The 25,323-nt window shown below is 71.1% G+C and carries 24 protein-coding genes; 18 read left to right on the top strand and 6 right to left on the bottom strand.

Translation table 11 applies throughout. From position 1 onward, the window contains the following. Window positions 1-13 precede the first annotated feature (13 nt). Window positions 14-1,294 carry an FAD-dependent oxidoreductase gene (locus EL493_RS26070; RefSeq protein WP_019048109.1) on the bottom strand — a complete coding sequence of 427 codons (1,281 nt, stop codon included), beginning with the start codon at window positions 1,292-1,294 and terminating at the stop codon, window positions 14-16. A gap of 19 nt (window positions 1,295-1,313) precedes the next feature. After that, a complete protein-coding gene (locus tag EL493_RS26065) occupies window positions 1,314-1,514 on the bottom strand; it encodes a helix-turn-helix domain-containing protein (protein WP_022565620.1) in 201 nt (66 codons plus the stop codon). A gap of 71 nt (window positions 1,515-1,585) precedes the next feature. Between EL493_RS26065 and EL493_RS26060 the strand changes: the two genes are divergently transcribed. Then, on the top strand, window positions 1,586-3,337 hold the full coding sequence (locus EL493_RS26060; RefSeq protein WP_019048107.1) for an acyl-CoA dehydrogenase family protein: 1,752 nt from the start codon (window positions 1,586-1,588) through the stop codon (window positions 3,335-3,337). Window positions 3,338-3,437: 100 nt separating this feature from the next. Here the strand turns inward: EL493_RS26060 and EL493_RS26055 are convergent, their stop codons facing one another. After that, window positions 3,438-3,875 carry a ferritin-like domain-containing protein gene (locus EL493_RS26055; protein WP_030202864.1) on the bottom strand — a complete coding sequence of 146 codons (438 nt, stop codon included), beginning with the start codon at window positions 3,873-3,875 and terminating at the stop codon, window positions 3,438-3,440. Beyond that, a complete protein-coding gene (locus EL493_RS26050; RefSeq protein ID WP_198041053.1) occupies window positions 3,872-4,618 on the bottom strand; it encodes a hypothetical protein in 747 nt (248 codons plus the stop codon). Before EL493_RS26050 ends, EL493_RS26055 begins: the two co-directional genes overlap by 4 nt. A 259-nt stretch (window positions 4,619-4,877) precedes the next feature. Between EL493_RS26050 and rimP the strand changes: the two genes are divergently transcribed. From rimP to EL493_RS26015, 7 genes are all read left to right on the top strand, one after another. Then, window positions 4,878-5,507 (top strand): ribosome maturation factor RimP, encoded by a 630-nt coding sequence (gene rimP, locus EL493_RS26045; protein WP_019048105.1) that lies wholly within the window; start codon window positions 4,878-4,880, stop codon window positions 5,505-5,507. Then, window positions 5,504-6,532: a transcription termination factor NusA gene (gene nusA / locus EL493_RS26040; RefSeq protein ID WP_019048104.1), complete on the top strand. Its 1,029-nt coding sequence runs from the start codon at window positions 5,504-5,506 to the stop codon at window positions 6,530-6,532. Before rimP ends, nusA begins: the two co-directional genes overlap by 4 nt. Before the next feature lie 68 nt (window positions 6,533-6,600). After that, window positions 6,601-6,921 (top strand): YlxR family protein, encoded by a 321-nt coding sequence (locus tag EL493_RS26035; protein ID WP_074965606.1) that lies wholly within the window; start codon window positions 6,601-6,603, stop codon window positions 6,919-6,921. A 109-nt stretch (window positions 6,922-7,030) separates the two neighbouring features. Continuing rightward, window positions 7,031-10,012 (top strand): translation initiation factor IF-2, encoded by a 2,982-nt coding sequence (gene infB / locus EL493_RS26030; RefSeq protein WP_022565622.1) that lies wholly within the window; start codon window positions 7,031-7,033, stop codon window positions 10,010-10,012. An 88-nt stretch (window positions 10,013-10,100) separates the two neighbouring features. Beyond that, window positions 10,101-10,394 carry a DUF503 domain-containing protein gene (locus EL493_RS26025; protein WP_030202862.1) on the top strand — a complete coding sequence of 98 codons (294 nt, stop codon included), beginning with the start codon at window positions 10,101-10,103 and terminating at the stop codon, window positions 10,392-10,394. A 21-nt stretch (window positions 10,395-10,415) separates the two neighbouring features. After that, window positions 10,416-10,865, top strand: coding sequence for a 30S ribosome-binding factor RbfA (gene rbfA, locus EL493_RS26020; RefSeq protein ID WP_019048101.1), 450 nt, complete (start codon window positions 10,416-10,418; stop codon window positions 10,863-10,865). Window positions 10,866-10,946: 81 nt separating this feature from the next. Beyond that, window positions 10,947-11,945, top strand: coding sequence for a DHH family phosphoesterase (locus tag EL493_RS26015; protein ID WP_019048100.1), 999 nt, complete (start codon window positions 10,947-10,949; stop codon window positions 11,943-11,945). Between the two features lie 114 nt (window positions 11,946-12,059). Here EL493_RS26015 and EL493_RS26010 read toward each other — a convergent pair whose 3' ends face one another. Then, complete coding sequence (locus EL493_RS26010) at window positions 12,060-13,256, bottom strand: MFS transporter (RefSeq protein WP_022565625.1); 1,197 nt, start codon at window positions 13,254-13,256, stop codon at window positions 12,060-12,062. A gap of 243 nt (window positions 13,257-13,499) precedes the next feature. Here EL493_RS26010 and EL493_RS26005 point away from each other — a divergent pair, with 243 nt between their 5' ends. The 7 genes from EL493_RS26005 (at window position 13,500) to EL493_RS25975 (ending at window position 20,322) form a co-directional block, all read left to right on the top strand. Continuing rightward, window positions 13,500-14,843 (top strand): MATE family efflux transporter, encoded by a 1,344-nt coding sequence (locus EL493_RS26005; RefSeq protein ID WP_022565626.1) that lies wholly within the window; start codon window positions 13,500-13,502, stop codon window positions 14,841-14,843. A 100-nt stretch (window positions 14,844-14,943) separates the two neighbouring features. After that, window positions 14,944-16,077 (top strand): lipase family protein, encoded by a 1,134-nt coding sequence (locus EL493_RS26000; protein ID WP_019048097.1) that lies wholly within the window; start codon window positions 14,944-14,946, stop codon window positions 16,075-16,077. A 55-nt stretch (window positions 16,078-16,132) separates the two neighbouring features. Continuing rightward, the gene (locus tag EL493_RS25995) at window positions 16,133-17,089 is read left to right on the top strand and encodes a metallophosphoesterase family protein (RefSeq protein WP_019048096.1); all 957 of its coding nucleotides are present in this window, start codon (window positions 16,133-16,135) and stop codon (window positions 17,087-17,089) included. A gap of 153 nt (window positions 17,090-17,242) precedes the next feature. After that, window positions 17,243-17,914, top strand: a complete 672-nt coding sequence (gene npt / locus EL493_RS25990; protein ID WP_022565629.1) for a 4'-phosphopantetheinyl transferase Npt — start codon at window positions 17,243-17,245, stop codon at window positions 17,912-17,914. Further along, window positions 17,914-18,846 (top strand): tRNA pseudouridine(55) synthase TruB, encoded by a 933-nt coding sequence (gene truB / locus EL493_RS25985; RefSeq protein WP_019048094.1) that lies wholly within the window; start codon window positions 17,914-17,916, stop codon window positions 18,844-18,846. The genes npt and truB overlap by 1 nt, the downstream gene beginning before the upstream one ends. Before the next feature lie 152 nt (window positions 18,847-18,998). Further along, the gene (locus EL493_RS25980; RefSeq protein WP_051719542.1) at window positions 18,999-19,421 is read left to right on the top strand and encodes an EF-hand domain-containing protein; all 423 of its coding nucleotides are present in this window, start codon (window positions 18,999-19,001) and stop codon (window positions 19,419-19,421) included. A 91-nt stretch (window positions 19,422-19,512) separates the two neighbouring features. Next, window positions 19,513-20,322, top strand: a complete 810-nt coding sequence (locus EL493_RS25975; protein WP_019048092.1) for a hypothetical protein — start codon at window positions 19,513-19,515, stop codon at window positions 20,320-20,322. Between the two features lie 9 nt (window positions 20,323-20,331). On the opposite strand, the gene EL493_RS25970 is transcribed toward EL493_RS25975, so the two are convergent. Beyond that, on the bottom strand, window positions 20,332-21,099 hold the full coding sequence (locus EL493_RS25970) for a metal-dependent transcriptional regulator (protein ID WP_030202858.1): 768 nt from the start codon (window positions 21,097-21,099) through the stop codon (window positions 20,332-20,334). A gap of 69 nt (window positions 21,100-21,168) precedes the next feature. Here EL493_RS25970 and EL493_RS25965 point away from each other — a divergent pair, with 69 nt between their 5' ends. The 3 genes from EL493_RS25965 to EL493_RS25955 all read left to right on the top strand — a co-directional run bounded on the left by EL493_RS25965 (window position 21,169) and on the right by EL493_RS25955 (window position 25,192). Then, window positions 21,169-22,137 carry a bifunctional riboflavin kinase/FAD synthetase gene (locus EL493_RS25965; protein WP_030202857.1) on the top strand — a complete coding sequence of 323 codons (969 nt, stop codon included), beginning with the start codon at window positions 21,169-21,171 and terminating at the stop codon, window positions 22,135-22,137. 128 nt (window positions 22,138-22,265) lie between these two features. After that, window positions 22,266-22,535 carry a 30S ribosomal protein S15 gene (gene rpsO / locus EL493_RS25960; protein WP_019048089.1) on the top strand — a complete coding sequence of 90 codons (270 nt, stop codon included), beginning with the start codon at window positions 22,266-22,268 and terminating at the stop codon, window positions 22,533-22,535. A 389-nt stretch (window positions 22,536-22,924) separates the two neighbouring features. Beyond that, window positions 22,925-25,192 (top strand): polyribonucleotide nucleotidyltransferase, encoded by a 2,268-nt coding sequence (locus EL493_RS25955; RefSeq protein ID WP_019048088.1) that lies wholly within the window; start codon window positions 22,925-22,927, stop codon window positions 25,190-25,192. Window positions 25,193-25,323: the final 131 nt, after the last annotated feature.

Here is a 25,323-nt window from a genome sequence, read left to right as displayed (position 1 = left end):
GCGGCCCGGCGCGTCAGGCGCCGAGGTCGGCGAACATCTTGCGTTTCATCGCGGGCACCGCGCCCGCCGCGCGGAGTACGAGCTTGCCCATCAGGCGGCCCAGCCTGCCGTCGGCGACGGCTCGTTCGGCGGTGTCGAGCGAGGTGCGGACAGCGGCGAAGCCGTAGTCGGTCATGGCGGCTTCGTAGGCGCCGATGGCGTCGAGCAGGCCGCGGTCGCGGCGGTCGGCGGCCACGAGCATCCGGCACAGCAGCTGGGCGTCGCGCAGGGCGGTGTTCGCGCCGATACCGGCGAACGGGGTCATGCTGTGGATCGCGTCGCCGAGCAGGGTGACGGTCGTGGGCGTCCAGCGCGGGACCGGGACCGAGGTCTTGATCGGGATGAGTGTCGTTGTGGCCGGATCGGATTCGGCGACCAAGCGGCGCAGCTCCGGGGCCCAGCCGCCGGTCATCCGGTTCGCGATCGTGTGCAGCGCTGCCGGGGCGAGTCCGGTGAGATCGGTGCCGAAGCGCGCTCGCTCGGCCGCGAACGCCCAGAAGACATACGGCTGGGAGTCGTCGAAGAGCAGTCCCGGCGGTAGCCCGTCGGCGGCGGGCACGGCCGAGGGCGTGAATTCGTGTGGTGCGAGGAACATTCCGCATCCGCGCGGCGGAATGACACTCCACGGGTGGCGCAGGAGTCGCGGATCGAGGCGGGCGCGGGTGGCCTCGGTGAGCGGGTACTTGCCGGAGATGGTGACGATGCCGGTGTCCACGCGCTCGGCGTGCGGCAGGTACTGCGCGCGCACCCGGGAGGTGCCGCCGTCGGCCCCGACCAGCACGTCACCGACCTCGGTGGTGCCGTCGGCGAAGTACGCGACCACCCGGCCGTCGGGCCGATGCTCGTAGTGTTCGAACATGCTGCCGTAGCGCACCGTGTCGCCGAGATCGGCGAGCAGCAGCTGTCGCAGCGTGATCCGGCTGATGCCGTAGTGGTCGTCGGCCGCGTCGGCGGTGTCGGTGACCGCGAAATCGACCAGCCGGTCGAACTGCTCGGTGACGAAGCCGAAACCGTTGCCGCCCTTGCCCGCCGCCGCGACGAAGGCGCCGAACAGGGCGGGGGAGAGCAGCTCGCTCAGCGCCGCCGCGCCGTGCGGGTTGATGTGGATACGGAAGCCCTGCAGGCGATCCGTGCGCCGCACTTCGCGTTCGTGCACGCTCACCGCGACGCCGGCCCGGCGCAGGCCGTTGGCCAGCGCGAGTCCGCCGATGCCGCCACCGGCGACGACGACCTTCAGTGGGGTGTTGGTTGCCATGACTGTGTCCTTTCCACGGTCAGGCCCGGCTCCAGCCGAACCCGCCGGTGCGCCGCTTCGACGCGCGCTGCTGCTGGGTGGGTCCCGCCTGCGCCCAGTCGGTGATCAACCTGATCGAGGAGGGCAGCGCGTCCAGGCGCTCGGCGATCTCCCCGGCGCGCAGCGGACCCGATTCCGCCACCGCCTGCAGCACCCCGACGCGGACCGGGTCGAAAGGCAACCTACGCCTACGTAGGGGAAACCCGCAGGTCACGGGCCCATGGTCCGGTGTGGCGCTGCTAAATTTGCTCCATGACGAGTTCGCCGAGCCTGCTGTTCAACCCCGCCACCTACGATCCGCAGCACTTCGATGCCGAGACGCGGCGGCTGCTGCGGGCCACCATCGAGTGGTTCGAGTCCAAGGGCAAGGCACAGTTGCTGGCCGAGGACCGCGACGCCGTGTGGACCCAGGAGTTCCTCGACTTCGTCGCGAAGGAGAAGCTGTTCGCGACCTTCCTCACCCCGGCCGCCTACGCCGACGGCGACCCGAACAAGCGCTGGGACGCCGCCCGCAACGCGGCCCTGGCCGAGATCTTCGGCTTCTACGGCCTCGCGTACTGGTACGCCGAGCAGGTCACCATCCTGGGTCTGGGCCCGATCTGGCAGAGCGACAACGAGATCGCCAAGCGCAAGGCCGCCGCCGACCTCGACGCGGGCCAGGTCATGGCCTTCGCGCTGTCCGAGCGTGAGCACGGCGCCGACATCTACAACACCGACCTGATCCTCACCCCGAGCGAGCCGGGCAGCGCCGACGCCGAGGCCGGAATCCTGTTCCGCGCCAACGGCGAGAAGTACTACATCGGCAACGGCAACGTGGCCTCGATGGTGTCGGTGTTCTCCCGGCGCGGTGATGTCGAGGGCCCGGAGGGCTACATCTGGTTCGCCGCCGACAGCCGCCACGAGAACTACCACCTGGTCGAGAGCGTCATCCACGGGCAGATGTACGTCAGCCACTTCCGGCTGGAGAACTACCCGGTGACCGCCGCCGACGTGCTGCACGAAGGACCCGAGGGCTTCTCGGCCGCGCTGAACACCGTCAACGTCGGCAAGTTCAACCTCTGCCACGGCAGCATCGGCATGGTCGAGCACTCGTTCTTCGAGGCCATCACCCACGCCAACAACCGCATCCTCTACGGCAACCCGGTCACCGACTTCGGCCACGTGCGCGGCAATTTCGTCGACGCCTACGCGCGCCTGATCGCGATGAAGCTGTTCAGCGACCGCGCGGTGGACTACTTCCGCAGCGCCTCGCTCGAGGACCGCCGCTACCTGCTGTTCAACCCGATGACCAAGTCCAAGGTCACCTCCGAGGGCGAGGTCGCGATGACCCTGCTGCTGGATGTGCTGGCGGCCAAGGGCTTCGAGAAGGCCACCTACTTCGCGCAGGCCTCGCGCTACATCAACCACCTGCCCCGGCTCGAGGGCACGGTGCACGTGAACGTGGGCCAGATCCTGAAGTTCATGCCGAACTACCTGCTCAACCCGGCGGAGTACCCGGCCATCGGCACCGACCTGGTGCCGGGCGACCAGGAGTTCTTCTGGAAGCAGGGTCCGGCGCGCGGCGCGGGCAAGGTGCAGTTCGCCGACTGGACCCCGGCCTACGAGCAGGCCGCCGACGTGCCCAATGTCGGCCGGTTCTACGAGCAGGCCCAGGCGCTGCGCACCCTGCTGCTCACCGCGGCGCCGGACGCGGCCCAGCAGAAGGACCTGGACTTCATGCTGACCATCGGCCACCTGTTCTCCACGGTGGTCTACGGCCAGCTGATCCTCGAGCAGGCCGAGCTCACCGGGCTCGACCGTGATGTGCTCGACCAGATCTTCGACTTCCAGATCCGCGACTTCAACACCCACGCCACCGCCCTGCTCGGCAAGCCCTCGGTGACCGAGGGCCAGCGGGAATGGGCGATCGGCGCGCTGCGCAGCCCCGTCGCCGACACCGCGCGGTTCGACCGGGTCTGGCAGCAGGTCGCGTCCTACGACGGCGCCTACGCGATGCGTCCGTAATCAGGTAGCGGTCTCGGGCCGTCCCGCGCATCGGCGGGGCGGCCCGAGCCGTATCGATGGGTGAGGCCGGGGTCGGGGGCTCCGGGGACGCCGGTCGCGACTAGACCGAGGCGCGCCCGGGGAACGTCGTCGTCACCGGGTTCGCGCCGAGGATCGCCTGCCAGCGGGCCCGGCGCACCGCGGACTCGGTGAGAGCTTCGGTGGCCGTGGCACGCACACTCGCGTCGTCCGCGTGCTCCACCACGGCGTACCACGCTGCGGCGCAATCGGATTCGACCGCCACCGCCAGGTGGGCGGCGGGGATCGGGTCGTCCACGGGGAACGGCGGGGTGTAGGCGGCGTCGGGGGCCCCGGGCGCGGTACCGCCCGTCTCCAGCAGCTCGATGGTGGCGTCGCGGCGGGCGCGGTGGGCGGCGCTGAACTCGGCGACCAGGCGGGACCGGTCCGCGTTGGCGTAGGCCGCGATGACGCCGTAGGAGTACACCGCGGCGTACTCGCTGTCGAGGGCGGCCTGCAGGGCCTGGCGTTGATCGGTCATGCGAGCAGTACTCCCGCCTCGGTGGCACAGGCCGCGCTGATCGAGGCCAGCAGCCCCGCGCGATAGCCGGATTCGGTACGCGCCAGCGCGGCGGCCGCCTGCTGCGAGCGGCCGAGCTGATCGCGCAGCTGAGCGATCGTGAGCGGCTGGGTCGCGGTCGCCACGGCCGTGGCGGGTACCTGGGCGCCGTCGGGGCCGGGCACGGTGATCTGACCGGTGCGGTGCACCGGCGTCGTGCCGTCGCCGTACACGCCGATCACCCGGTCGATCTCGGTGCGCAAGGCGTCGGCGTGGGCGGTGCGCTCGGTGGCGATGGTGGTCAGCGCGGCCTGGGCCTGCGGGGCGAGCGCGATCGCCGCCTGCGCGGCCGCCGCGTCGGCCCGGGCCAGCACCTCGTGCGCGGCAAGCGGATCCGGGGCGTGCACGGTGTCGTCCTCGGTGCAGGCGGCCAGCACGGCCGCCGTGGGCAGCCCCACGGCGGTGGTGCCGAGCAGCCGGAGCAGGGAACGTCGCCGCCAGCCGCCGTCCACGGTGCTCGTCGCGGCAGCGGGATCGCGCGGCGTCGCGTCGGGGCCCGCGGCCGTGCGGCGCAGGCCCTGCGCGAGACGGTGCGGCGCCGCTCCGGTCGTCGCCGCGGCCGAATGCCGGTGTGCGGGTGTGGCGGACGCGGTCGGTGCGGGCGCGGCGGGAGTCAGCGGTTCGGCGTGCGGCGGGTCGACCAGGGGCGACGACTCGGTCGTCATCGGGTGGGATCCGTGCCGGTCGGAGCGCATGCCGGAAGGTCGCCCGGCACGCGGCGGGGCGGTATGGCGGAAGGGCACGCGCACCATCGTGCCAGATCCGCGGCGGGCCGCCCGCCGCGCCGCGACACGGCCGGGCACGCCGGAGTGGACCGGTGCGCGGCGCCCGGTGGCTGGTCCTTTACACTCTCGGAGCGCGTTACGCTAGATCTTCGGCGTAGAAATTTCCGATCGCGTCACAACTGAACCAGGAGCCGCCCATATGCCGATGCCCACCGAGGAAAGGGTGAGCCAGCTCGTCGCTGAGCTCGTCGCACGCCGGGGATTCGACCTCGAGGGCGTAGCGATCGCCGCCGCGGGCAAGGACGAACTGGCTCCGGTTCGGGTGAAGGTCACCGTGGACAGTGACGGCCCGGCCGACCTGGACGCCATCGCCGAACTCAGCCGCGCGATGTCGGAACTGCTCGACGACGCAGGCGACTTCGGCGAATCCGCCTATCTGCTGGAAGTCACCACACCCGGCGTCGAGCGGCCGCTGACCGCCGACCGGCACTGGCGCCGCGCCCAGGGGCGCAAGGTGAAGATCGCGCTGGGCCCCGACGCCGAACGCATCGAGGGCAAGGCCCGCTTCGAGGCGCGCGTCGGTCAGCTCGCCGAGGACGGCACCGTCGCGCTGGTGCTCGGCGGGAAGAACAAGCCGCACCGGGTGCACGTGCCGCTCGCCGACATCGCCTCGGCGGTGGTCCAGGTGGAGTTCAGCGCACCGGGCGCCGCCGAACTCGAACTCGCCGGTGGCATCGCCGCCGGCCGCCCCGTCCCGGGCGAAGAGCCCACCGACCTCGCCGCCGACGGCCAACACAGTGACTCTCCCACCGAAGGGGTTGCGGAATGAACATCGAAATCGAAGCTCTGCGGGCGATCGTCGCCGACAAGGGCATCCCGATCGAGACCGTGATCTCGGCGATCGAGTCGGCGCTGCTCACCGCCTACCGGCACACCGAGGGCCATCAGCCCAACGCCTACATCGACATCAACCAGAAGACCGGCGTGGTCCGGGTGATGGCGCGCGAACTCGACGCCGACGGCAACCTCGTCTCCGAATGGGACGACACCCCTGAGGGTTTCGGCCGCATCGCCGCCACCACCGCCCGCCAGGTGGTGCTGCAGCGGCTACGCGACGCCGAGAACGAGAAGTCCTTCGGCGAGTTCTCCACCCACGAGGGCGACATCGTCGGCGGCGTCGTCCAGCGCGACGCCAGGGCCAACGCGCGCGGCATCGTGGTGGTCCGCATCGGCAGCGAGGCCAACGGCGCCGAGGGTCTGATCCCGCCCGCCGAGCAGGTGCCGGGGGAGACCTACGAGCACGGCGACCGGATCAAGTGCTACGTCTACGGCGTCTCGCGCGGCCCGCGCGGCCCGCAGATCCAGCTCTCCCGGACCCACCCGAACCTGGTGCGCCGGCTGTTCTCGCTGGAGGTGCCCGAGATCGCCGACGGCTCGGTGGAGATCGTGGCGGTGGCGCGCGAGTCCGGCCATCGCTCCAAGATCGCGGTGCGCTCCACGGTGCCCGGGGTGAACGCCAAGGGCGCCTGCATCGGCCCGATGGGTCAGCGCGTGCGCAACGTGATGAGCGAACTGGCCGGCGAGAAGATCGACATCATCGACTACGCCGAGGACCCGGCGACCTTCGTCGGTAATGCGCTGTCCCCGTCGAAGGTGGTTTCGGTCACCGTCGTGGATCCCGACGCCAGGGCGGCGCGGGTGATCGTGCCGGACTTCCAGCTGTCGCTGGCGATCGGCAAGGAGGGGCAGAATGCCCGTCTGGCTGCGCGATTGACCGGTTGGCGCATCGATATCCGCAGCGACGCTGCGCCGGACCAGGGCGGTTCGGTCCGTCCGGAGGCGCACCGTAGTTGAGGAAAACGCGGGAATCCCGGCCCCCGGATGACATGTTGGTAACTTCGGAAGGGGAGGGGTTCGTCGTTATGACCGGGTCACCGGTAGAGTGGACAGAAGACCGGCCTGCGCAATCCGTTCGAACCTGTATCGGATGCCGTCAGCGCGAGCCGTCTGCCGACCTGTTGCGGATCGTGGCGCAGCATCGGGACACCGGTTCGTCCGGGGTCGCGATCGTGCCCGACCCGCGGCGCAGACTTCCCGGACGGGGTGCCTGGCTGCACCCCGTTTCAGCTTGTCTGCGTTCCGCAGAGCGGCGCCGAGCATTCGGCAGAGCCCTACGAGTGTCCGGAAATCTGGATATCTCAGCCCTGGACCAGTACCTCGAGAACAGGCACGAGCACTCATGAGCACACCGTGAAGCACCAACGATGAACGTCCATCGGAGATAACCCGAGGTCGTGCGGGCCGCCGTCCCCTTACACGGTGGCGCTGCTCGGCCTCTCAGTGAGGAGAGCAGTGGCAGGCAAGGCCCGCGTGCACGAGTTGGCCAAAGAACTCGGTGTCACGTCCAAAGAACTACTCGCGAAGCTCAAGGAGCAGGGCGAGTTCGTGAAGTCGGCGTCCTCGACGGTGGAAGCACCCGTCGCACGCCGTCTCCGTGAATCGCTCGCGTCGAAGTCCGCCCCGGCGGGCGACGCGAAGCCCGCGGCCCGTCCGGGCCCGTCGCAGGCGGCCCGTCCGGCCGCCAAGCCCACCCCCGGTGGCGGCCCCCGCCCCGGTCCGCGTCCGGCTCCGGCGGCGCCCGCCGCGGCCGCGACTCCCGCCGCGCAGGCCACTCCGGCGCCGGCTCCGCAGGCCACCCCGGCCGAGGTCAAGCCGGCCCCGGCCGCCCGGCCCGCTCCGGCGGCGGCGCAGTCCGCGCCGACGGCCAAGCCCGCCGGTGCGCCCGCGCCCGGCCCGCGTCCGGCCCCCGGCGCTCCGCGTCCGGGTCAGCCGCGTCCGGGTCAGCCCGCACCGGGTGCCCAGGCCCCGCGTCCGGCCGGTCCCGGCCCGAAGCCGGGTCCGAAGACCCCGCGCGTCGGCAACAACCCGTTCAGCTCGGCTCCGGATCGTGAGCGTCCGGCGCCGCGTCCCGCCCCGCAGGGCGGCCCGCGTCCCACCCCGGGTCAGGGCGGTCCCCGTCCGGCTCCCGGTCAGGGTGGCCCGCGTCCGGCTCCCGGCCAGGGCGGTCCCCGTCCCGGTCAGGGCCCCGGTGGCCCGCGTCCGGCCGCCGCGCAGGGCGGTGCCCCGCGTCCCGGTGGTCCGCGCCCCAACCCGGGCTCGATGCCGCCGCGGCCGAACCCCGGTGCCATGCCCCAGCGCTCCGCGCGTCCGGGTCCGGCGGCCGGTGGCCGTCCGGGTCGTCCGGGCGGTGCGCCCGGTGGCGCCGGTCGTCCCGGTGGCGGCGGTGGCGGCTACCGCGGTGGCGGTGGCGGTGCCCCCGGTGCAGGTCAGGGTGCCGGTGCGCCCGCGGCCGGTGGTTTCCGTGGCCGTCCCGGTGGCGGCGGCGGTCGCCCGGGTGGTCCCGGTGGCCGTGGTGGCGCGGCCGGTGCGTTCGGCCGTCCCGGTGGCGCTCCGCGTCGTGGCCGTAAGTCGAAGCGGGCGAAGCGCGCCGAATACGAGAACATGCAGGCGCCCGCCGTCGGTGGCGTGCGGCTGCCCCGCGGCAACGGCGAGATCATCCGTCTCGCCCGCGGCGCGTCGCTGTCGGACTTCGCCGAGAAGATCGACGCGAACCCGGCTGCCCTCGTGCAGGCGCTGTTCAACCTCGGCGAGATGGTCACCGCGACCCAGTCGGTGAACGACGAGACCCTCGAGCTGCTCGGCAGCGAGATGAACTACGTCGTGCACGTCGTCAGCCCCGAGGACGAAGACCGCGAGCTGCTGGAATCGTTCGACCTCACCTACGGCGAGGACGCCGGCGGCGAGGACGACCTCGAGCAGCGTCCGCCGGTCGTGACCGTCATGGGTCACGTCGACCACGGTAAGACCCGACTGCTGGACACGATCCGCAAGGCCAACGTCCGCGAGGGCGAGGCCGGTGGCATCACCCAGCACATCGGCGCCTACCAGGTGCTGACCGACCTCAACGGCGACGAGCGCCTGATCACCTTCATCGACACCCCGGGTCACGAGGCGTTCACCGCCATGCGTGCCCGTGGCGCGAAGGCCACCGACATCGCGATCCTCGTGGTCGCGGCCGACGACGGCGTCATGCCGCAGACGGTGGAGGCGATCAACCACGCCCAGGCGGCCGACGTGCCGATCGTGGTCGCGGTCAACAAGATCGACAAGGAAGGCGCGAACCCGGACAAGATCCGGCAGCAGCTGACCGAATACGGCCTGGTGACCGAGGAATACGGTGGCGACACCATGTTCGTCGACATCTCGGCCAAGCAGGGCACCAACATCGACGCGCTGCTGGAAGCGGTCCTGCTGACCGCCGACGCCTCGCTCGACCTGCGGGCCAACCCGGACATGGACGCCCAGGGTGTCGCCATCGAGGCGCACCTCGACCGCGGCCGTGGCCCGGTGGCCACCGTGCTCATCCAGCGCGGCACGCTGCGCGTCGGCGACTCGATCGTGGCGGGCGACGCCTACGGTCGCGTGCGCCGCATGGTCGACGAGCACGGCGACGACGTCGAGGCGGCCCTGCCGTCGCGGCCCGTCCAGGTCATCGGTTTCACCTCGGTGCCCGGCGCGGGCGACAACCTGCTCGTGGTCGACGAGGACCGGATCGCTCGCCAGATCGCCGACCGCCGCAATGCGCGCAAGCGCAACGCGCTGGCCGCGCGCAGCCGCAAGCGGATCAGCCTGGAAGATCTGGATGCCGCCCTGAAGGAGACTTCGGAGCTCAACCTGATCCTCAAGGGCGACAACTCCGGTACGGTCGAGGCCCTCGAAGAGGCCCTGCTCGGCATCGAGATCGACGACGAGGTGCGTCTGCGCGTCATCGACCGCGGTGTCGGTGGCGTCACCGAGACCAACGTCAACCTGGCGTCGGCCTCGAACGCGATCATCATCGGCTTCAACGTCCGTGCGGAGGGCAAGGCCACCGAGCTGGCCAACCGCGAGGGCGTCGACATCCGGTACTACTCGGTGATCTACCAGGCCATCGACGAGATCGAGAAGGCCCTCAAGGGCATGCTCAAGCCGATCTACGAAGAGGTCGAGCTGGGCCGGGCGGAGATCCGCGCGATCTTCCGTTCGTCGAAGGTCGGCAACATCGCCGGTTGCATGGTGCAGTCGGGTTCGGTCAAGCGCAACGCCAAGGCGCGCCTGATCCGCGACGGCCGCGTGGTCGCCGAGACGATGACCATCTCCTCGCTCAAGCGGGAGAAGGACGACGCCACCGAGGTGCGCGAAGGGTACGAGTGCGGTATGACCGTCACCTACAGCGACATCAAGGAAGGCGACATCATCGAGGCCTACGAGTTGCGCGAGAAGCCGCGCGACTGATCTCGCACACCGTTCCGCACGCCGCACCCGAGTTTCGGGTGCGGCGTGTGGTCATGCGGGCAATCCATCTACCAGGAGGTGAGCACCGCTGTACATCGGTGCGCTCGAATTCGATGTCCTGCTCGGGGACGTGCATTCGCTGAAGGAGAAGCGGTCGGTGATCCGGCCGGTGCTCGCGGAGCTGCAGAAGCGCTTCGCCGTGAATGCCGCCGAAGCGGGAGATCAAGACCTGCACCGCCGGGCACTGCTCGGTGTCGCCATGGTCAGTGCGGAGACCGGGCACCTGAACGAGGTGCTCGACAAGTGTGAGCGGCACGTAGCCGCCCGTCCGGAGATAGAGTTGCTGGCAGTACGCCGCCGCATCTTCGGACCCGAAGATTAGAGGCACGAGAGGAGCAATGCCATGGTGGATCAAGCCAGGGCACGCCGGCTCGCCAAGCGGATTTCCGCGATCGTGGCCACCGCGATCGAGTACGAGATCAAGGATCCGCGGCTGCGGTTCGTCACCGTCACCGATGCCAAGGTGACCGGCGATCTGCGCGAGGCGACGGTGTTCTACACGGTGATGGGCGAGACGCTCGACGCCGAACCCGACTACGCGGCCGCGGCCGCCGGTCTGGACGCGGCCAAGGGCGTGCTGCGGTCGAAGGTGGGGGCCGGTACCGGGGTGAAGTTCACCCCGATCCTGTCGTTCACCCTCGACAAGGTGCCCGACGCCGCCCGGGAGATGGAAGAGCTGCTGGCTCGGGCCCGGGCCATCGACGACGAGGTCGCCAAGGTCGCCGCCACCGCCACCCATGCCGGTGAGGCCGACCCGTACAAGTCCGACCGCGACGACGACGACGCCGAGTAGCCGGCGCATGCCCGGTCGACATCCGGCGACGGTGACCCGCGTGTCCACGCGGGTCACCCGGTCGTGCCGGAAGGACGGCCGATGACGAGTCTGCGTGACGGCACCGCACTGGAGGCCGCCGTCGCCGCGCTGGCGGCGGCGCGATCGGTGACGGTGCTGTGCCATGTGCATCCCGACGCCGACACGATCGGCAGCGGGCTCGCGCTGGCGCTGGCGCTCGAGCGGCAGGGCGTGCCGGTGTCGGTGTCCTTCGCCGAGCCGGCGGAACTGCCCGCGTCGCTGCGCACGCTGCCCGGCAGCCGTCACCTGACGGCGCCCGCGGACGTGCCGGCGGAGGTGGACCTGCTGGTGGTCGTCGACTGCGGTGCGCGCAGCCGGCTCGGCGCGCTCGCCGACCGGCTGCCCGGTGCGACGACGACGCTGGTCATCGACCATCACCGCGCCAACGACGGGTTCGGCACCGTCGACCTGATCGACGAATCGGCGGCCTCCACCACCGAGCTGGTCACCCGGCTGCTCGACGCGTGGGGCGTGCCGATCGACGCCGAGATCGCGCACTGCCTGTTCGCCGGGCTGGTCACCGACACCGGTTCGTTCCGGTGGGCCAGGCCCGGCAGCCACGCGCTGGCCGAACGGCTGCTCGCCACCGGGATCGATGGTGCCGAGATCACCCGCGTGCTGCTCGACACCCACCCGTTCCGCTGGCTGCCGATGCTGTCGAAGGTGCTCTCGACCGCGGTGGTCGTGCCCTCGGCCGCCGGGGTGGGGCTGGTGTACGCGCTGGTGCGCGCGGCCGACACCCACGAGGTGGGGCCCGAAGAGGTGGAGAGCGTCATAGACGTCGTCCGCACCACCGCGGAGGCCGGGATCGCCGCCGTCTTCAAGGAGGCCCGCGGCCAGAACGACCGCTGGACCGTCTCGCTGCGCTCACGCGATTCCGCGCCCGGCGCCGCCGACGGGGTCGACGTGGCCGCGATCGCCGCCGGGTTCGGTGGCGGCGGGCACCGCTTCGCGGCGGGGTACACGACCTACGGCAGCGCCGCCGAGGTGGTGCGGTCGCTGATCACCGCGCTCGGCTGAGCACGGCTGCCCGCCGACGCGGTCGGTTCCGTGCCCGCCGGGACCTCGGTGGGGCGCAGGCCGCGTGCCGAGCTGTCCTCGCGACGCCCGTTCGATGAGGCCGTCCCGCTTCGCTCAGCGGCCTGCCGGGACAGTGTCGCGTCGTAGCCGGTGTACCAGTGGGACACCCAGAATTGTTGCGAGAGCGCATAATCCGAAGGCGGCCGCGGGCCGGTCGACCAGCAGGCCGGTGGCGCCCGCGACGACCAGGCCGCCGAGATTGCCGGTCATCCAGATCAGCCCGGCCGCGGTGCCCTCGGCCGCCCCGGTGTGGCGTTCGGTCATGGCGAGCACGATCGGCAGGGCGGGCAGCAGGGTGAGGCCGATCAGGACGAAGGCCAGGAACCCGGTGGCGAGGCCCGGCGCCACCGCGACGAGCAGGCAGGCGAGCGCGCTGGCGGTGAGCCCCACCATGACCGCGGGTAGTTCGGCACCGCGCCGCAGCACCGCCACCGGGATCACCGCGCACCCTACGACGCCGGCCACGACATTGATCAGCAATACGATGCTCGCCGCATCGGCGCTGACCCCGGCGGGTTCGAGCAGTGCCTGACCGTAGGTGGCCAGGGCGACGAACGTGCCGAACGGGAAGAAGACCGCCGCGCACAACCGGCGGACATACCGATCGCGCAGCGTCGCGGCCAACGCCGTGGGCCCGGTCACCGATCCGCCCGCCGAAAGCTTCGCGCCGCCCAGGGGCTCCCGGGTGTTCGGCGCCGGTCGCAGCACCTCGACGGTGAGCAGGAGCGCCGCCGCGGTGGCGAACACCGCGCCGACGGCGGTGAGCGTCCAGAGCTGGTCGCCGGCGGGCAAGATCGCGCCGAGCACGAATGCGGCGGCCATGCCCGCGAAGGTGGCGGCGGTGCCGATCGCGATGCCGGTGGGTCGGTCGTCCTCGTCGAGATAGTGCCCGGCGACGCCGGTGATGGCGTTGAGCACCAGCGGCTGCGCGATCGCCACGACGGTCTGGCCGAGCAGGGCCATCGCGAAGCCGTCGTGCAGCAGCCGGAGGTCGGCGCCGATCGCCGTGAGGACCGCGCCCGCGATGAGGGCCGGCCGGAACCAGCGGTCGAGCAGGATGCCCGCCGGGATCGCCAGGGCGACGTACAGCAGCGGGAACATGTTCGCCAGCCACCCGACCGCCGCCTCCGACACCCCGAAATGCTCGGCGGCCACCGTGGTGACGGGCGCGTAGGTGAGCCAGACGACCTGGGTCGCGGCCCCCACGAGGGCGAACGCCGCGATCACGCGCCACCGGTGTACAAACGCCATGGATGCCGTCCTGGGAGTTCGGGGCGAGCCGGAAGGGTCGCGCTGCTGGGCGAGTGACCAGTATTGCCCGCCGGACCGGGTACCGCGACCTTTCCGCGTCATCGTCCGGTTCCCCACCGACCGCGTCCGGTTCGGCCCCGTTCCCGGCGGGCCGCCGTCGCGGCGCGAGAGCGCGGTTCCGTGGGTGTGCGAGCATCGGTGTCGTGCGCCGGCTCGGGCGCCGGAGACGGGGAGGCGGAGTCGATGCGCACGGTGGAACCGGACGCGGAGGTGGGGCCGCGGCGGATTCTCGGGATCGCCGTGCCGACGCTCGGTGTGCTCGTGGCCGAACCGCTGTACCTGCTGTTCGACATGGCGATCGTCGGCAGGCTCGGGGCGCTGGCCCTGGCCGGGCTCGCGGTCGGCGGGGTGATCGTGGGGACGGTCAGCACCCAATTGACCTTCCTGTCCTATGGCACCACCGCGCGGGCGGCGCGCAGGCATGGCGCGGGAGATCGGGCAGGCGCCGTCGAGGAAGGCGTCCAGGCGACCTGGGTGGGGCTCGCGATCGGGCTGCTCATCGTGCTGGTCGTGCAGGTGTTCGCCGGTCCGCTGTGCGCGGCGATCGCCGGCGGCGGCGAGATCGCCGACGAGGCGCTGCGCTGGGTGCGGATCGCGCTGTGCGGCGTGCCGCTGATCCTGGTGTCGATGGCGGGCAACGGCTGGCTGCGCGGCGTGCAGCAGGTGCGTGAGCCGCTGCTGTTCGTGGTGGCGGGCCTGGCGCTGTCGGCGGTGCTGTGCCCGGTGCTGGTCTACGGACTGCTCGGGGCGCCCCGGCTGGAGCTGGCCGGGTCGGCGGTGGCGAATGTGGCCGGGCAGCTCGTCACCGGCGCGCTGTTCGGTTACGCGCTGCTGCGGGAACGGGTTCCGGTTCGGCCCCGGCCCGCCGTCATGCGGGCGCAGCTGGTGCTGGGTCGCGATCTCATCGTGCGCAGCCTGTCGTTCCAGGTGTGTTTCGTCTCCGCCGCCGCGGTCGCCGCCCGCTTCGGCGCCGCGTCGGTCGCCGCGCACCAGCTGGTCCTGCAGCTGTGGAACTTCCTGGCGCTCACCCTCGATTCGCTGGCCATCGCCGCGCAGACTCTCGTCGGGGCCGCTCTCGGCGCGGGCCGGGCCGGGGACGCGACCCGGATCGCCCGCCGGGTGACCGGCTGGTCGGAGCTGTTCTCGCTGCTGCTGGCCGGTCTCTTCGCCGCCGGCGCCGGGGTGATCCCGCTGCTGTTCACCGACGACGCGCGGGTGCTCGACCGCACCCACGTGATCTGGTGGTTCTTCGTCGCCATGATCCCGGTGGCGGGCGCGGTCTTCGCCCTCGACGGCGTGCTGCTCGGCGCGGGCGACGCCGCCTTCCTGCGCACCGCCACCCTGGTCGCCGCGCTGCTCGGTTTCCTCCCGCTGATCTGGCTGTCGCTGGTGCTGGACTGGGGTGTGGCCGGGATCTGGTCCGGCCTGGTCGCGTTCATGCTGTTGCGCCTGCTCGCGGTGGTCGCCAGAGCCCGCTCCGGCCGCTGGGCTCGGGTCGGTGCCGACGTGCCGCGGGGCGCCGCCTGAGGGGCCGGTCGACACCGAACCCGAGCACGCGCGGGCTTGTCGCACTACCGTCGAAGGGGATGACGGCACGCCGATGAGGAGTGAGGTACCCGTGCTATCAGTGTTCTCGCGGAAGGTCGGACTCCGCCTCGCGGCCGGTGCCGCAGTACTGCTGACCGGGATCAGCGCCGGTTGGGCGGCCGTGCAGGCGGCGCCGCCCGGTGCGGGCGAGTTGCTCGGACACCTCGATCAGCCCGCGGGCTGGGGTGACTGGTCGCGCGCGGCGATCGTGGACTACCGCACCGAGGGCCCGACCGGGGGACAGATCAACGCCGCCGGCCTGGTCCTGCTGCCGGACTCGCTGCCGCCCGCCGGTGGTTATCCGGTCGTGGCGTGGGATCACGGCACCAGCGGTCTGGGACCGCAGTGCGGCATCACCACGAACAAGGCGGTCCACGAGCGCCCGCTGCTGCAATCCTTCCTCGATCGCGGCTGGGCCGTGGTCGCACCGGACTATCTCGGGCTGTCCGCCGGTTCCGACACCGTGCATCCGTACCTGCACACCCGCACCGAGGCGACGGCGACGATCGACCTCGTCCGGGCCGCCCGCGCGGCCGAGCCCGCGCTCTCGCCTACCTGGGCGGTGGTCGGCGGATCGCAGGGCGGCCACGCGGCGCTGGCCACCGGCAACCTGGCCGGCGACTACGCGCCCGAACTGGACTTCCGCGGCACGGTGGCCCTGGCGCCGGAATCCACCTTCGAGCAGATCCTGTCCCGGCTCGACCCCCGGGTGCCGAACCTGCCCATCGTGGACGAGCTGGTCGGCCCGTTCGCCGGTATCCTCGCCGGCCTGCGCGCCACCCGCCCCGACCTGGATGTGAACGGACTGCTCAGCCCGCGCGGCCGGGAGGTCGTCGACGCGATCGCCACCAGCTGCGTCGACGACTTCGGCGCGGTGGTCGGTGGCGCGTCGATCGGCTCGCTGCTGGCCCGCCCGGTGGAGGCCGAGGGCGTCGGCGCGGCGCTGCGCGACTACATGGTGGTGCCGACCGTCGGCTACCGTCAGCCGATCCTGATCGTCCACGGCGCCACCGACACGGTGGTCCCGCTGCCGATGACCTACACGCTGCTCACCCAGATGCGCGCGGCGGGCACCGCGGTGGAATTCGGCCAGTACCCCGGCGGCCACCCCGAGATCGACGCGCAAGCCAGGCCGCAGGTGCTGTCCTTCGTCGCGAACCTGTTCGACGCCTGACCCCGAACAGGGCGTCCCGCGCGGCGGCCGTCGGTAGGTGTGCCACTGTGGACAGGTGATTCCGAAGTTGATGGCGGTCAGTGATGTGCACGTGGGGCATCAGGGCAACAAGCCGGTGGTCGAGCAGATCCAGCCGGATTCGCCGGAGGACTGGCTGATCGTCGCCGGCGACGTCGGCGAGAAGGCCGAAGAGGTCCGCTGGGCGCTGGAGCTGCTGCGCGGCCGGTTCGCCAAGGTCATCTGGGTGCCGGGCAATCACGAGCTGTGGACCACGCCCAAGGACCCGGTGCAGATGCACGGCGCCGCCCGCTACGACTACCTGGTCGCGATGTGCCGCGACCTCGACGTGGTGACCCCGGAGGACCCGTACCCGGTGTGGACCGGCGCGGGCGCCGAGCGGTACGGCGGCCGCGTCACCATCGCGCCGATGTTCCTGCTCTACGACTACTCGTGGCTGCCCGCGGGCACCAGCACCAAGGCCCAGGGACTGGCCGTCGCGCGCGAACGCAATGTCGTGGCCACCGACGAGTTCCTGCTGACCCCCGACCCGTACCTCACCCGCGACGCCTGGTGCCACGCGCGCGTGCAGTACACCCAGCGCCGCCTCGACGCGCTCGGCCCCGACGCCCCCGTCGTGCTGGTCAACCACTTCCCGCTGGTCCGCCAGCCCACCGACATCCTGTTCTACCCCGAGTTCTCGATGTGGTGCGGCACCGATCTCACCGCCGACTGGCACACCAGCTACCACGTGGTCTGCGCGGTCTACGGGCACCTGCACATCCCGCGCACCACCTACTACGACGGCGTCCGCTTCGAGGAGGTGTCGCTGGGCTACCCGCGCGAGTGGAAGCGCCGCGGCATGCCCGACCCGCTGCTGCGCCAGATCCTGCCCGAACCGGTCTACGCCGACGGCGACCTCAACGCCTGGGGCGGCCACTTCACCGTCACCCCGGAGATGGAAGCCGCAGCCGCCGAAATGCGGGCAAAGGCCGACCGCCGACGCGGCATCTGACCAGGAATTTGCTTCGAGCCGTATCCACTGATTTGGTGATGAACATGGGTAACTCACCGGGCACGGGCGCGCGCGCCCAGATGCGCCGCCGCCGGCCGCCGAACACACCGGTCGGCCACCTGAGTCCGGCCAGGATTCGCGGGGAGGCGGGACATGATTGAGAACATACTGCCGTCCGGGGTGGCGGCCGCCGAGCTGCTGGCGTATCCGGAGGATCTGAAGGCGCATCCCGCCGAGGAACACCTCATCGCCCAGTCGGTCGAGAAGCGCCGCCGCGATTTCATCGGCGCCCGCCACTGCGCCCGGCTCGCCCTCGAGCAGCTCGGTGAGCCGCCGGTCGCCATCGGCAAGGGGGAGCGGGGCATGCCGCTGTTCCCGCGCGGCGTGGTCGGCAGCCTGACCCACTGCGACGGCTACCGCGCCGCCGCGATGGCGCACGCGCTGCGATTCCGCTCGGTCGGCATCGACGCCGAACCGCACGGCGCGCTGCCCGAGGGGGTGCTGGAGTCGGTGAGCCTGCCCGCCGAACGCGACTGGCTGGCCGGGGCGCCCGCCGACGGCCTGCATCTGGACCGGCTGCTGTTCTGCGCGAAGGAGGCCACCTACAAGGCCTGGTTCCCGCTGACGCTGCGCTGGCTCGGTTTCGAGGACGCGCACATCACCTTCGAGATCGAGTCCCGCACCGCCGATTCCGGCTCGGGCACCTTCCACACCCAGCTGCTCGTCCCCGGGACGACGAACGACGGCGGCGCCCCGCTGACCTCGTTCGACGGCCGCTGGCAGATCGCCGACGGGCTGATCCTGACCGCGATCGCGCACGGCTGATGGGCGCGCGCACTCCCGCGGTGGACCCGCTGGGCGGACTGGTCATCGTCGACAAGGACGGCGGCTGGACCAGTCACGACGTGGTCGCGCGCAGCCGGAAGCTGTTGCGCACCAAGAAGGTCGGCCACGCGGGCACCCTGGACCCGATGGCCACCGGCGTGCTCGTGCTCGGTGTGGAACGGGCGACCAAGCTGCTGGGCCAGCTGATCCTCACCACCAAGGCCTACACGGCGACGATCCGGCTCGGCCAGGCGACCGTCACCGACGACGCCGAGGGCGAGATCACCACCACCACGCCCGCGCTGCACCTCACCGACGCCGGGATCGCGGCCGGGGTCGCCGCGCTGACCGGCGACATCCAGCAGGTGCCCGCCACGGTCAGCGCCATCAAGGTCGACGGCGAACGCGCCTACGCCCGGGCCCGCGCCGGCGAGGACGTGCAGCTGGCCGCCCGCCCGATCACGGTGTCGCGCTTCGACATCCTGGCCCGCCGCGATGTCGCCGACGGCGAGTTCGTCGACCTGGACGTGGAGGTCGAGTGCTCCTCGGGCACCTACATCCGCGCCCTGGCCCGCGACCTGGGCGCCGCGCTCGGCGTCGGCGGTCACCTGACCGCGCTGCGCCGCACCAGGGTCGGCCCGTTCACCCTCGAGCACGCCCGCACCCTGGAGCAGCTGGCCGCCGCGGCCGAGGCCGAACAGCCGCTGCTGAGCCTGGACATCGACACCGCGGTGAAAACCGCGTTCCCACACCGCGACATCGACGAGTCCCAGGCGAACGACCTGCGCAACGGCCGCTGGCTCGACCCGATCGGCACCAAGGGCGTCTATGCGGCGATCGACCCGTCCGGCCGGGCCATCGCGCTGCTCGAGGAGAGCGGCAAGCGCGCGGCGTCGGTGATGGTGGTCCGCCCCCAGGGCATCGGGGACTGACGCGGAAGGCCGTGCACCGCAGTGGCACCGGGGCCCAGCCGTGCTCACTTCGCGCAGCCATGCCGCGGGCGGGGCATGGCCGCTTCGGCGTCCGTAGAGTGGCGGTGACGGTCGTCGTGCGCATCTCGGCGGCCGCGGGGAAGGGTAGCGAGATGAGTACAGAGCCGGTCGACACGTTCACGCTGTGGGACCGCGACGGCGACGGGCTGGTGTCGGTCGACGACATCGCCGCCGGAATCCGTTCCGCCGGTGCCGAGGTCGATCGCGCGGCGATCGAACGCCTGGTGGCCGCGGCCGACACCGACGGCGACTTCCTGGTCTCCCGTGCCGAGTTCGACGCCGCCGTGGTCGCGGGGCGGATCGAGGTCACCGACGCCGACGCGGCGTTCCGGGTGTTCGACGTCAACGGGGACGGGCGGATCTCGGTGGCCGAATTGGATTCGCTCATCCGCCACGTCGGCGGCGGCCGGATCGAGGAACCCGCGGCGGATCTGCTCGCCGCCGCGGACCAGGACGGCGACGGCTACCTGTCGCTCGCGGAATTCCGTGTGCTGCTGGACTTCCTGTCGCGCTGACGCGATGTCAGGGCCACTGGACGGTGGTTAACACCACAATCCTGTTCGCCGATAGCCACCCTGTATAGCTATCGGCTTCGGAGGGTGGACCATGGCTGCGCAGCGGAGAATCTGGATCGGCGTCGTCGCGGGGGCGGCGATCCTGCTCGCCGGCTGCGGCACGGGTGACCCGCAGGCACCGGGTTCGTCGAGCCCGGCCCGCCCAACCAGCACGGCACGGCCGTCGGTGATCGTCCCGCCGAGCGCGGCGCCGACGAGCCTGCCGCCGATCGGTACCGCCGCCGCACCGACGACCGCCCGGACCACGACCCCGCCACCCGCCACCGCGACCGGCACCGTCGTCCTGCGCACGGCCACCCTGTCCGGCCTGCCGGTCCCCGGTGTGCCGGTCCACCTGTCGCTGCAGCAGCCGTGCGACCCGGCGGGCCACGACATCCCCGTCGGCGAGACCACCGAGACACAGCGTCAGGACGCCGTCACCGACGCCTCCGGCCTGGCCGTGTTCACGGCGGTGACCGGCTGCTACCGGTTCGGCATGACCGCGCCCGCGGGCACGAACCCCGTTCCCGAGGGTATGCACGCGCTGTTCCTCGTCGAGGCGGGCGCCACCGTCACCGGAAACCTGCGTTTCCAGGACGCGTCCGCGGATCCGGCGTCGGCCTGCGCGGAGACCACCGTCGAAACCGAGCTCGGCGTGGATCCGGGCCCGGACGCCGCCATCTCACTGTGCGACGGCCGCTGGGCCGTCGTCTCCTGGAACAGCCCCGGCGACAACCAGCGCATCATCACCCGATCCAGCGGCGCCTGGCTGACCTACGTCCAGTTCCCGCACACCGTCTGCTGGACCGAAGCGAGCGCCGCGGGCGTCCCCGACTCCATGCGGCACTACTTCTCCTGCTGAGATGTGGACCTAGGCCGTCAGCCAGATCGCCTCGGCGGCAAGTGTGCCCAGTTCGGTGGGGGTGGCGGCGGCGCCGAGGCGGACGGCGATGGTGCCGGCGAAATCGCGGCGTTCCTCGACCTCGATGACGGTGTCCAGGGCGATGCCGACCGAATCGAAGTAGCGCAGCATGGCCGGGTCGGAGTCGGAGATGCGGGCCACCCGGCCCGATTCGCCCGCGGCGAAGTCGGACAGCCGGCGGGCCGGAGGCGTGGGGACCGCGCCGTCGACCGAGGGGATGGGGTCACCGTGCGGGTCGCGGTCGGGGTGGCCGAGTTTGGCGTCGATGCGCGACATGAGCAGTTCGGAGACGGCGTGTTCGAGCACCTCGGCCTCGTCGTGCACCTCGTCCCAGCCGTAGCCGAGTTCGTTCACCAGGAACGTCTCGATCAGCCGGTGCCTGCGCACCATGGCCACGGCGGCGCGGCGGCCGTGCTCGGTGAGGGTGATCGCGCCGTAGCGGGCGTGCTCGACCAGGCCCTGGTCGGCGAGCTTGCGCACGGCCTCGGACACGGTCGAGGCGGACACGCCGATGCGTTCGGCGAGCAACTTGGTGGAGACCTTCTCCTGCGACCACTCCTGGGCGGTCCAGATGACCTTCAGATAGTCCTGCGCCACCGCGGTCAACTCGGGCGCGAGCGTCGCGGTGGCAGCGAGTTCGGCCTGTTCACCGGGCTGTGTCGACGCACGGCGGGTAGCGACATCTCGTTTACCTGGCACATCATTGATGTTAGGCATCCCTGGCCCGAATGACACATCGGCGAACCGGCACGGCGCGGGTGAATAGCGTTGCGTAGGCTTCGCTCTGTGCAGAGATGGCGAAGTCTCGACGATGTGCCCGCCGACTGGGGGCGCTGCGTCCTCACGATCGGTGTGTTCGACGGCGTGCATCGCGGGCACGCGCAGCTGATCAGCCGCGCGGTGGCCGCGGCGGCCGAGCGTGGTGTCCCCTCGGTTCTGATGACCTTCGATCCGCATCCGATGGAAGTCGTGCGGCCCGGGTCGCATCCGGCGCAGCTGACCACGCTCACCCGGCGCGCCGAGCTGGCCGAGGAACTCGGTATCGACGTGTTCTGCGTGATGCCGTTCACCCAGGACTTCATGAAGCTCACCCCCGCCGGCTACGTGCACGACCTGCTGGTCGAGCGGTTGCACGTCACCGAGGTCGTCGTCGGCGACAACTTCACCTTCGGCAAGAAGGCCGCGGGCACCGTCGACACCATGCGCGAACTCGGCGCGCGGTTCGGCTTCGAGGTCGACGGGGTGACCTTGCTCGGCGAGCACGCCGTGACCTTCTCCTCGACCTACATCCGCTCCTGCGTCGACGCGGGCGACATGGCCGCCGCGGCCGAGGCGCTGGGCCGCCCGCATCGTGTCGAGGGTGTCGTCGTGCACGGTGACGGGCGCGGACGCGGCCTGGGCTTCCCGACCGCCAACGTCGCCCCGCCCATGCACGCGGCGATCCCGGCCGACGGCGTCTACGCGGGCTGGTTCACCGTGCTGGGCCCCGGCCCGACGATCGGCACGGCCGAACCCGGCGAGCGGGCCATGGCGGCCATCTCGGTCGGCACCAACCCCACCTTCTCCGGGCGCTCGCGCACCGTGGAGGCGTTCGTCCTCGACGGCGAGGCCGACCTGTACGGGCAGCACGTGGCGGTGGACTTCGTCGAGCAGCTGCGCGGGATGCGCAAGTTCGACTCCATCGACGACCTGGTCGAGGCCATGGGCCGCGACGTCGAGAACGCCCGCAAGGTGCTCACCGCCGCCGACGCCTGAGGCCGGTGCGATCGGCCGTCGCGGGCTCCGGTACAGTCGATCCTCGGGTTTGCTGCGGTCCGCGGTGGCGCCCACCCCGGGTAACCGGACTGTCGAGCGCGGAACTGAGAAATGAGGAGTCTGCCCGCATGGCGCTGACCACTGAGCAGAAGTCGGCCATCCTGGCCGAGTACGGCCTGCACGAGAAGGACACCGGTTCGCCGGAGGCGCAGATCGCGCTGCTGTCGAAGCGGATCTCGGACCTGACCGAGCACCTGAAGCAGCACAAGCACGACCACCACACCCGGCACGGCCTGCTGGCCCTGATCGGTCGTCGTCGTCGCCTGTCGAAGTACCTGCAGGCCAAGGACATCGAGCGCTACCGTTCGCTCATCGAGCGTCTCGGCCTGCGCCGCTGATCTGCTTCGACACGCCTCCCCGCTGAGGCGGTCGGCGAGTAGCCAATGGGAAGAAGTACACTTCTTCTCGTTGGCTATTCGTGTATTCGGGGACCATCGGGTTTCCGCGTGCACTACAACATGTGACAGCCGTGTGCATCCGTCCGCGTGGCGTCGGTCTTCGGTAGTGGCCTTTCGGCAGGCATTTCCCGCCGCCGTCGGGCTTCGATCGATGATCGCCTCCGCGTCGCCTCTCTTCTGGAATGTTCCAGCCAAGGGGATACGGCCGGGTGCTGCGCGTGGCAGCCAGGAGGGTTCCCACGTGTCCGTGTCCGGTACGGCTGACGAACAGCCGGTTCGCGCCCACATGGTGCTGCGCTCCGGCGAGACGAGAGGTCGAGAGAAGAAATATGACGCAGACAACTGAACGTACTTCGACCGCGGTCGAGGTCGAGCCCGGTGTTTTCGAATCGGTCGCGCTGATCGACAACGGCACCTTCGGCACCCGCACCATCCGCTTCGAGACGGGCCGCCTGGCCAAGCAGGCCGCGGGTTCCGTGGTCGCCTACCTGGACGACGAGACCATGCTGCTGTCGGCGACCACCGCCGGTAAGCACCCCAAGGACCAGTTCGACTTCTTCCCGCTGACGGTCGACGTCGAAGAGCGCATGTACGCCGCGGGCCGCATCCCCGGCTCGTTCTTCCGTCGCGAGGGCCGCCCCTCCACCGACGCGATCCTGACCTGCCGCCTGATCGACCGTCCGCTGCGCCCGTCGTTCGTCGACGGCCTGCGCAACGAGATCCAGGTCGTGGTCACCGTGCTGAGCCTGGACCCGCAGGACCTCTACGACGTGGTGGCCATCAACGCCGCCTCGGCGTCCACCCAGATCTCCGGCCTGCCGTTCTCCGGCCCGGTCGGCGGCGTGCGCGTCGCCCTGATCGGTGGCCAGTGGGTCGCGTTCCCGACCGTGGAGCAGCTCGAGGGCGCCGTGTTCGACATGGTCGTCGCGGGTCGCGTCACCGAGACCGGTGACGTCGCCATCATGATGGTCGAGGCCGAGGCCACCGACAAGGTCATCGCCCTGATCGAGGACGGCGCGCAGGCGCCCACCGAGGCCGTCGTGGCCGAGGGCCTCGAGGCCGCCAAGCCGTTCATCGCCCGCCTGTGCCGCGCGCAGTCGGACCTGGCGACCCTGGCCGCCAAGCCCACCGAGGAGTTCCCGCTCTTCCCGCCGTACGCCGCCGACGTGTTCGAGGCCGTCGAGGGCACCGCCAAGCGTGAGCTGAACGAGGCGCTGTCGATCGCCGACAAGCAGGCCCGCGAGGCCAAGATCGACGAGATCAAGCTGGACGTGCTCTCGCGTCTGGGCGAGGACTTCACCGGTCGCGAGAAGGAACTGGGCGCGGCGTTCCGCTCGGTCACCAAGAAGCTGGTGCGTCAGCGCATCCTCACCGACGGCTTCCGCATCGATGGCCGTGGTCTGGCCGACATCCGCGCGCTGAGCGCCGAGGTCGCCGTGATCCCGCGCGCCCACGGTTCGGCGCTGTTCGAGCGTGGCGAGACCCAGATCATGGGCGTCACCACCCTCGACATGGTGAAGATGGCCCAGCAGGTCGACTCGCTCGGCCCGGAGACCACCAAGCGCTACATGCACCACTACAACTTCCCGCCGTTCTCCACCGGCGAGACCGGCCGCGTGGGTTCGCCCAAGCGCCGCGAGATCGGCCACGGCGCGCTCGCCGAGCGTGCGCTGATGCCGGTGCTGCCCTCGCAGGAGGAGTTCCCCTACGCCATCCGTCAGGTCTCGGAGGCGCTGGGCTCCAACGGCTCCACCTCGATGGGTTCGGTGTGTGCCTCCACCCTGTCACTGCTCAACGCCGGTGTGCCGCTGAAGGCGCCCGTCGCGGGTATCGCCATGGGCCTGGTGTCGGACACCGTCACCAACGACAAGGGTGAGGACGAGGTCCGCTACGTCGCGCTGACCGACATCCTGGGCGCCGAGGATGCCTTCGGCGACATGGACTTCAAGGTCGCGGGCACCCGTGAGTTCGTCACCGCCCTGCAGCTGGACACCAAGCTCGACGGCATCCCCTCGCAGGTGCTGGCCGGCGCGCTGAACCAGGCGCACGACGCCCGCACCACCATCCTGGACGTGATGGCCGAGGCCATCGCCACCCCGGACGAGATGAGCCCGTACGCCCCGCGCGTCACCGCGATCAAGATCCCGGTCGACAAGATCGGTGAGGTCATCGGCCCCAAGGGCAAGATGATCAACCAGATCACCGAGGACACCGGCGCCAACATCTCCATCGAGGATGACGGCACCGTGTTCGTCGGTGCGACCGACGGCCCGTCGGCGCAGGCCGCGATCGACGCGATCAACGCGATCGCCAACCCGCAGCTGCCGAAGGTCGGCGAGCGCTTCCTGGGCACGGTCGTCAAGACCACCGCCTTCGGCGCGTTCGTCTCGCTGCTGCCGGGCCGTGACGGCCTGGTGCACATCTCCAAGCTGGGCCAGGGCAAGCGCGTGGCCAAGGTCGAGGACGTGGTCAACGTCGGCGACAAGCTGCGCGTGGAGATCGCCGACATCGACAACCGCGGCAAGATCTCGCTGATCCCGGTCGAGGACGAGGCCGCCGCCGAGGCCGCCCCGGCCGAGGACGCCGCCGCCGAGTAAGCGCGCCGGTAGCCGCAGAGCACCGAAACCCCTCGCCGTCCCGGACGGCGGGGGGTTTCGTCGTCTCCGGGAGGGGCCCGGGGGGGAAAGTGGTGTGAATCACTGCGATGCAACGTTGATGCAACGTTGTT

This window comes from Nocardia asteroides, from assembly GCF_900637185.1.
Classification (GTDB): Bacteria; Actinomycetota; Actinomycetes; order Mycobacteriales; family Mycobacteriaceae; genus Nocardia; species Nocardia asteroides.
This window is presented reverse-complemented; position numbering and strand designations above follow the sequence as displayed.

Excerpts from the sequence above, each read along its gene's own strand:
- EL493_RS26070 (WP_019048109.1), bottom strand. The coding sequence starts at position 1,294 with ATGGCAACCAACACCCCACTGAAGGTCGTCGTCGCCGGTGGCGGCATC.
- EL493_RS26060 (WP_019048107.1), top strand. The coding sequence starts at position 1,586 with ATGACGAGTTCGCCGAGCCTGCTGTTCAACCCCGCCACCTACGATCCG.
- EL493_RS26055 (WP_030202864.1), bottom strand. The coding sequence starts at position 3,875 with ATGACCGATCAACGCCAGGCCCTGCAGGCCGCCCTCGACAGCGAGTAC.
- EL493_RS26050 (WP_198041053.1), bottom strand. The coding sequence starts at position 4,618 with ATGACGACCGAGTCGTCGCCCCTGGTCGACCCGCCGCACGCCGAACCG.
- rimP (WP_019048105.1), top strand. The coding sequence starts at position 4,878 with ATGCCGATGCCCACCGAGGAAAGGGTGAGCCAGCTCGTCGCTGAGCTC.
- nusA (WP_019048104.1), top strand. The coding sequence starts at position 5,504 with ATGAACATCGAAATCGAAGCTCTGCGGGCGATCGTCGCCGACAAGGGC.
- EL493_RS26035 (WP_074965606.1), top strand. The coding sequence starts at position 6,601 with ATGACCGGGTCACCGGTAGAGTGGACAGAAGACCGGCCTGCGCAATCC.
- rbfA (WP_019048101.1), top strand. The coding sequence starts at position 10,416 with ATGGTGGATCAAGCCAGGGCACGCCGGCTCGCCAAGCGGATTTCCGCG.
- EL493_RS26015 (WP_019048100.1), top strand. The coding sequence starts at position 10,947 with ATGACGAGTCTGCGTGACGGCACCGCACTGGAGGCCGCCGTCGCCGCG.
- EL493_RS26010 (WP_022565625.1), bottom strand. The coding sequence starts at position 13,256 with ATGGCGTTTGTACACCGGTGGCGCGTGATCGCGGCGTTCGCCCTCGTG.
- EL493_RS26005 (WP_022565626.1), top strand. The coding sequence starts at position 13,500 with ATGCGCACGGTGGAACCGGACGCGGAGGTGGGGCCGCGGCGGATTCTC.
- npt (WP_022565629.1), top strand. The coding sequence starts at position 17,243 with ATGATTGAGAACATACTGCCGTCCGGGGTGGCGGCCGCCGAGCTGCTG.
- truB (WP_019048094.1), top strand. The coding sequence starts at position 17,914 with ATGGGCGCGCGCACTCCCGCGGTGGACCCGCTGGGCGGACTGGTCATC.
- EL493_RS25980 (WP_051719542.1), top strand. The coding sequence starts at position 18,999 with ATGAGTACAGAGCCGGTCGACACGTTCACGCTGTGGGACCGCGACGGC.
- EL493_RS25975 (WP_019048092.1), top strand. The coding sequence starts at position 19,513 with ATGGCTGCGCAGCGGAGAATCTGGATCGGCGTCGTCGCGGGGGCGGCG.
- EL493_RS25970 (WP_030202858.1), bottom strand. The coding sequence starts at position 21,099 with ATGCCTAACATCAATGATGTGCCAGGTAAACGAGATGTCGCTACCCGC.
- rpsO (WP_019048089.1), top strand. The coding sequence starts at position 22,266 with ATGGCGCTGACCACTGAGCAGAAGTCGGCCATCCTGGCCGAGTACGGC.
- EL493_RS25955 (WP_019048088.1), top strand. The coding sequence starts at position 22,925 with ATGACGCAGACAACTGAACGTACTTCGACCGCGGTCGAGGTCGAGCCC.